At 67.5% G+C, this 8,246-nt stretch carries 3 protein-coding genes and 1 pseudogene; 2 read left to right on the forward strand and 2 right to left on the reverse strand.

Going from position 1 to position 8,246, the window contains the following annotated elements:
* Positions 1-265: 265 nt before the first annotated feature.
* Both WAZ62_RS01925 and WAZ62_RS01930 read left to right on the forward strand, forming a co-directional pair.
* Complete coding sequence (locus WAZ62_RS01925; protein WP_422641845.1) at positions 266-3,298, forward strand: calcium-binding protein; 3,033 nt, start codon at positions 266-268, stop codon at positions 3,296-3,298.
* Between the two features lie 245 nt (positions 3,299-3,543).
* Positions 3,544-4,089: a hypothetical protein gene (locus tag WAZ62_RS01930; RefSeq protein ID WP_422641846.1), complete on the forward strand. Its 546-nt coding sequence runs from the start codon at positions 3,544-3,546 to the stop codon at positions 4,087-4,089.
* On the opposite strand, the gene WAZ62_RS01935 is transcribed toward WAZ62_RS01930, so the two are convergent.
* Both WAZ62_RS01935 and WAZ62_RS01940 read right to left on the reverse strand, forming a co-directional pair.
* Positions 4,086-7,283, reverse strand: coding sequence for an error-prone DNA polymerase (locus WAZ62_RS01935; protein WP_422641847.1), 3,198 nt, complete (start codon positions 7,281-7,283; stop codon positions 4,086-4,088). The genes WAZ62_RS01930 and WAZ62_RS01935 overlap by 4 nt on opposite strands.
* A pseudogene (locus WAZ62_RS01940) lies at positions 7,280-8,246 on the reverse strand (DNA polymerase Y family protein); the annotation flags it as partial. The gene WAZ62_RS01935 and the pseudogene WAZ62_RS01940, both read right to left, overlap by 4 nt.

Raw genomic sequence — 8,246 nt, forward strand, 5'->3', positions numbered from 1 at the left:
CGCCCGCGCCGCCGGCCGCAGCCTTCTGATGCTGGACACGGAAAGCGGCAGCGCGGGCGAGGCGCTTTACAAGGCCTGCGGCTGGACCGAATTCGGCCGCGTGCCCGGCCATTCGCGCAAGCCAGAGGGCCCGCTGGCCGAGACGACCTTCTTCTACAAGCGGCTCTGAGGCCCCGATGTCGCAGGCACGGACGGCCATATACCAGACCGGACAAACGTATTACTTTGGCTGGGGAAACGACCGCAATTTATAAGGGCAACAGCCATGACTGCCTTTTCTCCGGTCTTCGAGCTGTCCAGCATCGACGGCAGCAACGGCACCAGAACCTATATCTGGACCACCTACGACGATGGCCATAGCGGCAGCGTCGTCGCCGGCGTCGGCGATATGAACGGCGATGGTTTCGACGATGTGGTGATCGGGACTCCCTCGGGCGAGGGCTGGAGCCAGTATACCTCCGGCTCCGTGGCCAGTTTCATGGGCGATCATGGTCCCTTCCCTGCATACGGCTACGGCTCGCCTTCCTTCATCGGAAAATACGAGGAGGACTTCGGGCGCCGTATCGAGGGGCTGGGCGACATCAATGGCGATGGCTTCGCCGATCTGGTGATCGAAGGCTCCGGCAGCTATTATTTCATTGACGTCGGCGCCATCGACTATCATTGGGAAGCGAGTCCCCGCAGCTATATCGTCTTCGGTCACGGAACCCATTGGGCGGGCGAGGCGTCGTCCGATTTCGCCGGCTTCACGGCGGTTGGCGACGTGAACGGCGACGGGTTCGACGATGTCGCGATCGGACCGGGCCTCGTGGTCTTCGGGGCAGCGGACGGCCTGCCGAGCGATGCCGAACTGGCGTCGATCGACGCATCGTCCGGGGTCCATCTGACAGGGGCTGCCCTGGCCGCGACCTCGGCCGCGGGCGACGCCAATGGCGACGGCATCGACGATATCCTGATCCGCGGCACGGCGGGCGATGCCTATGTCGTCTTCGGGAAAGCCGGCGGCCTCGGCGACACCGTCGACGTCTCCACCCTCGACGGCACCGACGGATACAAGCTGGATGCCGCGGTCGCGATCACCAGCATTTCCGCCGCTGGTGACGTGAACGGCGACGGGCTTGGCGACATCGCCGTCGGCGTGACCTCGGGGGGCAGCCCGGGGGTTTACATCGTCTTCAGCCCGGCGAATGGCGTGGCCTCGCTCGACCCCACGACCCTCGGCGGCGCCAATGGGTTCTTCGTCTCGGGCGGCGGCACCTCAGGCACCGCGGCGGGCGATATCAACGGCGACACTCTGGCCGATATCATCATCGGTCAGTATTACGTCGTCTTCGGTCAGGCCGACGGCACGCTCGCCAGTATCGATGCCTCGACCCTCGACGGCAGCAACGGCTTCCGCCTCGATGGCGGCACCTTCAGCACCGCCGGCTGGAACATTCATGCGGCAGGCGATTTCAATGGCGATGGCTTCGACGATCTGGCCATCGGCACGCCCGATACCGGGATGCCCTACTATGTCAACAATCGGGCGGGCGCGACCCATGTCGTCTTCGGCCATGCCGGCGATGCCCAGGACTGGTTGGGCACGGCCGGTGACGACGTGCATTTCGGCAGCGCCCTGGCGGACACCCTCAACGGCGCGGGCGGCAAGGACACGCTGCGGGGCGTGGGCGGCGACGATCTGCTGATCGGCGGGGCCGGCGGCGACATCCTCGACGGCGGCGAGGGCAGCGACACGGTCGCCTTCGGCACGACACCGAATAGCATCATCGCCGACCTCGCGGCCGGCACGTCGAGCGGCCATGCCCTTGGCAACGATACACTGATCAGCATCGAGAATATCATCGGCGGCAGCGGGGCCGACGATCTCAGCGGCACCGATGGCGCCAACAGGATCGACGGCGGCGCGGGCGCCGACCGCATGGTCGGCCGGGGCGGCGACGATACCTATGTCGTCGACGATGCCGCCGATGTGATCGTCGAGGCGCGGAATGCCGGCCATGACACCGTCCTGGCTTCGATCTCGGGCATCGTGCTCGGCGCTGACATCGAGGACCTGAGCTTCATTGGCGCGGGCGATTTCACGGCGACCGGCAATACGCTCGCCAATGTCATCACCGGCGGCGCCGGCAACGACCGGCTGAACGGCGGGCGGGGCATCGATACGCTGCGCGGTGGCCTCGGCGACGATACCTATGTCGTCGATCACACGGGCGATATCGTCGACGAAGCCGGGGGCGATGGCTTCGATACGGTGGAAACGACGCTGAACACCACGCTGGGCGCCGGGATCGAAGGGCTTCTGTTGCGCGGCACGGCGGCGCTGTCGGGCACCGGCAATGCGCTGGCCAATGTGCTGACGGGGAATGGCGCGGTCAATACGCTGCAGGGCCTCGAAGGCGACGACCAGCTCTTCGGCAAGGCGGGCAACGACAAGCTGCTGGGGGCGGAGGGCGCCGATCTGCTGGATGGCGGCACCGGCGACGACAACATGCGCGGCGGCCTCGGCGACGATATCTATATCGTCGATGCCACGGGCGATGTCGCCAGCGAGGCCTATGGCGACGGCATGGATGAGGTGCGGACCAGCGTTTCCTTCACCCTCGGCTCCGGCCTCGAGAAGCTGACCATCACCACCAGTCTCGCCGTCGATGGCACCGGCAATTCGCTGGCCAACACGATCACCGGCGGGGCGGGGGCCAATGTCCTGTCCGGCCTCGGCGGCGATGACACGCTGATCGGCGGCAGCGGCGGCGACACGCTCGACGGCGGCACCGGCAGCGACCTGATGCAGGGCGGCTTCGGCAACGATACCTATGTCGTCGACCGCGCGACCGATATCGTCGACGAGACCGGCGGCAGCGGCACGGATACCGTCGTGCTGACCTCGGCCGGCCCCTATACCCTGGCCGACGGGGTCGAGAACATCGTCCTGTCCGGGGCATCCGGCGGCAAGGCCGTGGGCAATGGCCTGAACAACACGATGACCGGCACGGCGCTCGCCGACCGCTTCGAGGGCTTGGGCGGTGCCGACACCTTCTCGGGCGGCGACGGCAGCGACATCTTCGTCTATGGCGCCCTCGGCTTCGGCAAGGACACGGTCACCGATTTCACCGCCGGGGCCGCGGGCGACATCCTGTCGTTCGACACCGGCATCTTCGCCGATTTCGCCGATGCCCTGGCCCATGCGACGACATCGGGCTTCGATGTCGTCATCGCCTATGACGGGGTGAACAAGATCACCCTGCAGAATGTCGCGCTGGGCGATCTGACGGCGAGCAACTTCGACTTCGTGTGAGACCGGCCGGGGGACGTATCCCGTTACGGCGACAATCGGACACAGTATAGAAGCCCGATTCCGGAAGGGATCGGGCTTTTTCATGCCGCTCGCTTGCGGCATGGTTCGGCGGTGCTTTGGTGAAGTCCGGCGACGATGGGTGCCGGAAATCTCCAAGTGATCGATGTTACGGATTCATGTCTTCGTACATCGGTTCCAAAAAGCGAAATGTATTTGCGTAATAATCGCTTGAAGGAGTATCCGCCGTGAACATGAGCGAAGTCATCGGCCTCTTGGTGACCTTGGCCGCGGTCTGGCATTTGATCGGCTTCGCCCTGGGCCCGGTCTATATCCATTTCTCCATTCGCAGCCTGCTCGGCCTCGCGCCTTACGATCCGTCCTGGGCGCGCGGCATCCGCACGGCGGACCTGCATCTCTGGCTTTCGGGCCTGACCCTGATCGTGCTCGGCATCTGGCAGAAGGGGTTCGAGCTTTATCTCTCCAATCCCAAGCTCTGGTGCAAGGTCACCGTGGTCCTGGTGTGGCTGGCCTCCACCCAGGCCATGCGGCACTATGGGGTGCCGCGACTGGCGAGGGGCGATGCCCGCCCCATGCTGCGGCTCTCGGCGATCAATATCGCCTGCTGGACTTACGGCGTCATGCTCGGCTGCGCCAAGCCGCTCGCCTATGGCGTCTGGTCCTATCCGCAGTTTCTCAGTGGTTTCGCGCTGACGGGTGCGCTCTGCTTCGTCGGTCTCAAGTGGCTGGAGGGGCGGGCCATGCAGGCGCGGCCGCAGCGCGCCGGGACCTAATGGAAGTTCCGCCCCTTGGGCATGACGTCCGCCGCCTGGCGGCTGCGGGCGAGGGCGTCGAGCAGGGGACTCTGGTCGTCGATCCGCTCGGCGATCACATGGATGACGTTCTCGGCCGATTGCAGGCGCCCGCTCACGGTGACGAAGCGGGCGCCCATGACGATCGGGCGATAGATCTCGAAGACCTTGGGCCAGACCACGATATTGGCGATGCCGGTCTCGTCCTCGAGGGTCATGAAGATCACGCCGCTGGCGGTGCCCGGGCGCTGACGGACGAGAACGAGGCCTGAGACGTTGAGACGCCGGCCATCCCGCATGTCCGCCAGCCGGCCGTTGCGGGTGACATCCAGCGCGTTCAGCTTCTCGCGCAGGAACGAGACCGGATGGGCCTTCAGCGAGAGGTGCAGCCGGCGGTAATCCTCGATCACCTGCTGGCCGGGGGCGAGGGGCGGCAGATGGGCGTCGGGCTCCACCGCCATCGTCGCGGCATGGCGGAACAGCGGCAGGTCTTCCTTGTCGCCCGCCCGGCGCAGACCCCGCACCGCCCAGAGCGCATCGCGCCGGTCGAGCCCGAGGGAGCGGAAGCCGTCGGCAAGGGCGAGCCGCTCCAGCACGGCAGGGGCGAGGCCGCTGCGCAGCCACAGATCGCGCACGGAATCGTAACCCGCCCCGCGCCGCGCGACGATCACGGCCGCGTCATCGGCCCGGAAACCGTCGATCTGGCGAAAGCCGAGGCGGAGGGCATGGGCGGTCCGGATTTCGCCCGCCATCGCGCGGTGGCGGGGGTGCAGCCTGCCCTGGCCGTCCGGCTCCAGCACCGCATCGAAATGGGATGCGTTGATGTCGACCGGCCGGACCTCCACGCCGTGGTCCTGCGCATCGCGCACCAGCTGGGCCGGGGCATAGAAACCCATGGGCTGGCTGTTCAGGAGGGCGGCGCAGAAGACATCCGGATAGCGGCACTTGATCCAGGACGAGAGATAGACCAGCAGGGCGAAACTGGCGGCATGGGATTCCGGAAAACCATAGTCGCCGAAACCTTCGATCTGGGAAAAGCAGCGTTCGGCGAAATCGCGGGGGTAGCCGCGACCGGCCATGCCTTCGACCAGCTTGTCGCGATAGAGGTGGATGGTGCCGACCCGGCGGAAGGTTGCCATGGCCCGGCGCAGGCGGTCGGCCTCGCTTGGGGTGAATTTGGCGGCAACGATGGCGATCCGCATCGCCTGTTCCTGAAACAGCGGCACGCCGCAGGTCTTTTCCAGTACGCGGCGCAACTCGACCGGCTCGCCATGCTCGGGCGAGGGGGACGGGTAGTCGACCGCCTCCTGGCCGCCGCGCCGGCGCAAGTAAGGATGGACCATGCCGCCCTGAATGGGGCCGGGACGGACGATCGCCACCTCGATCACCAGGTCGTAATAGGTCCGGGGTTTCAGGCGGGGCAGCATGGTCATCTGCGCCCGGCTCTCGACCTGGAAGACGCCGGTCGAATCCGCCCGGCACAGCATGTCGTAGACCGCGGCCTCGTTTCGCGGGATCGCCGACAATTCCGCCGCCATACCGTAATGATCGCGCAGGAGGTGCAAGGCTTTCCGGATGCAGGTCAGCATGCCGAGGGCGAGCACGTCGACCTTGAGGATGCGCAAGGCATCGAGATCGTCCTTGTCCCATTCGATCAGGGTGCGGTCCTGCATCGCCGCATTCTCGATCGGCACGATTTCGTCGAGCCGGCTTTTCGTGATGACGAAGCCGCCGACATGCTGGGACAGGTGGCGGGGAAAGCCGATCAACTCCCGCGCGAGGTCGAGCGCCTGGGCAAGGCGCGGGTCGCGGGGGTCGACCCCGGCGCGGGCGGCGGCTTCATCCGAGAGGCCCTTGCTGCTCCAGCCCCAGATCGAGCCCGACAATCGGCCGGTCACGTCTTCCGACAGGCCGAAGACCTTGCCGACCTCACGGATCGCGCTGCGCCCCCGGTAGGAAATCACGGTGGCGGCAAGGCCCGCCCGCTCCCGCCCGTAGCGGGCATAGATGTACTGGATCACCTCCTCGCGCCGCTCGTGCTCGAAATCGACGTCGATATCCGGCGGCTCCTTGCGTTCCTCGCTGACGAAACGCTCGAACAGGAGATCGACTTCCCGCGGGTTCACCTCGGTCACGCCAAGGCAATAGCAGACGACGGAATTGGCGGCGGAACCACGCCCTTGCGCGAGGATGCCCCGCTCTTTCGCGAAGCGGGAAATGTCATATACCGTAAGGAAATAAGGGGCATAGTTCAGTTTTCCGATGAGCGATAGTTCATGTTCGATCGCAACTCGGACCTCGCCCGGCACGCCTGCGGGAAAGCGGCGGCGGGCGCCCGTCGCCGTCAGGGCGGCGAGGGCGCTCTGGGCGTCCGGGTAACCGGCCAGGACCTCGTCCGGATAGTCATAGGACAATTCGTCGAGGGAGAAGCGGCAGAGGTCGAGGAAGCGGCCGGTTTCCGCCACCGCCTCGGGCGCGGTGGCGAAGAGCCGGGCCATTTCCGCCGGGCTCTTCAGGTGGCGCTCGGCATTGGCATCGAGCCGGCGGCCGGCGCCGTCGATCGTCACATGCTCGCGGATGCAGGTCATCACGTCGGCGAGGGGGCGCCGGGCGGGATTGTGATAGAGGACGTCGTTCATCGCGATCAGCGGCACGCCGCATGACGCCCCGAGACGCCGCAACCGGGCGAGGCGGCGGTGATCGTCGCCCCGATAGGTCAGGCCCGCGCCAAGGCGGATCTGCCCCGAAAAGCGCCGGAGCACGGGGGCGAGAGCCGCCGCCTCGACCCGGGCGGGCGGGCACAGGATCAGGTTCTGGCCCTCGGCGAAACCGGCGAGATCGTCGAGGCCGAGATGACATTCGCCCTTCCGCGCCCGCCGCTTGCCAAGGCTGATGAGGCGGGTCAGCCGGCCCCAGGCCGCCCGGTCGGAAGGATAGGCGAGAATGTCGGGCGTGCCGTCGCAAAAGACGAGGCGGGCGCCGACGGCGAGGCGAAACCCCGCCTCCTTCGCCGCGACATGGGCCCGGACCACCCCGGCCACCGAATTGCGGTCGGCGATGCCGATGCCGGCAAGACCAAGGGCCTTTGCCGTCAGTACCAGTTCGTCGGCATGGGAGGCGCCCCGCAGGAAGGTATAGGCGCTGGCGACGGCCAGTTCGGCGTAAGCCCCGGTCACAGGAAGAACCCGTGCAGATGCCAGTCCGGCCGGTCCGTCTCCCGCCCGTAGAGGCCGGCGCGGAACAGCCACAGACGCAGGCCCGCCTCGGTCTCGACCCGGAAATAATCCCGGGTCGGCGGAAGATCGCCGCCACCCGCCCGCCACCATTCGGGCGCGATCCGCTCCGGCCCCTCGGCCCGGGTCACCAGATGCCAGGCACCGCGCCAGCGAAAGCGCCGGGGCGGGCCGTCCGGCACTTCGGCGATGGCCTCGATCGGCTCGGGCCGATCGAGCAGACGATAGGGCCGGGCCGGCACCGCGCTGTCGTGATCGGGCGGGGGCAGGACGGGTGGCACCGGGGGGCCGAAGGGGGGCAGCACCATCGCCCCTTCAGGCACATGGGTATCGCGCCCGCCGAGGCAACGGATGCGCCCGGCGCCGAGGCGGGCGGCGAGATGATCGATCAGGCCGGTGAAGGCGACGTCGGCGGCGACCGCCGCCGTGCCATCCAGCCCCGGCTGCTGGGGGCGCAGCAAGGCGCTTTCGATCGCGGCGAGGCGGATCAGGTCGAAACCAAAGCCCGCCTCCCATTCGTCGGAGGCGGCAATCAGCCGATCGGCGAAGAGGCGGCGCATCTCGCCGCCCCGCCGCAAGGGCCGGCTGCTGCCGACGCGGATCCGGCGCAGCACGCCGTCGACCCGGAACAGGCTGACCTCGATCCGGGTCGCGCCCCGGCCCACGGCTTCGAGCCCCTGGCCGAGGCTGTCGCCCAACTGCCCGATGACATCGAGGACATGGACCTCGAGGCTGATCGGCTCGGCCAGGCGGCGCTCGGTCATATGCTCGGGCACCGGCAGGCGGGGCGAGATCGGCTCGTCGACATGGCCCAGCGCCTGGTCGAGCCGCATCATCAGGCCGGCGCCATGGCGGGCGGCCAGCGGCGCCCGTGGCCGGTCGAGAAGATCGGCCACGGTCTCGAGG

Source organism: Zavarzinia sp., assembly GCF_049306435.1.
Classification (GTDB): domain Bacteria; phylum Pseudomonadota; class Alphaproteobacteria; order Zavarziniales; family Zavarziniaceae; genus Zavarzinia.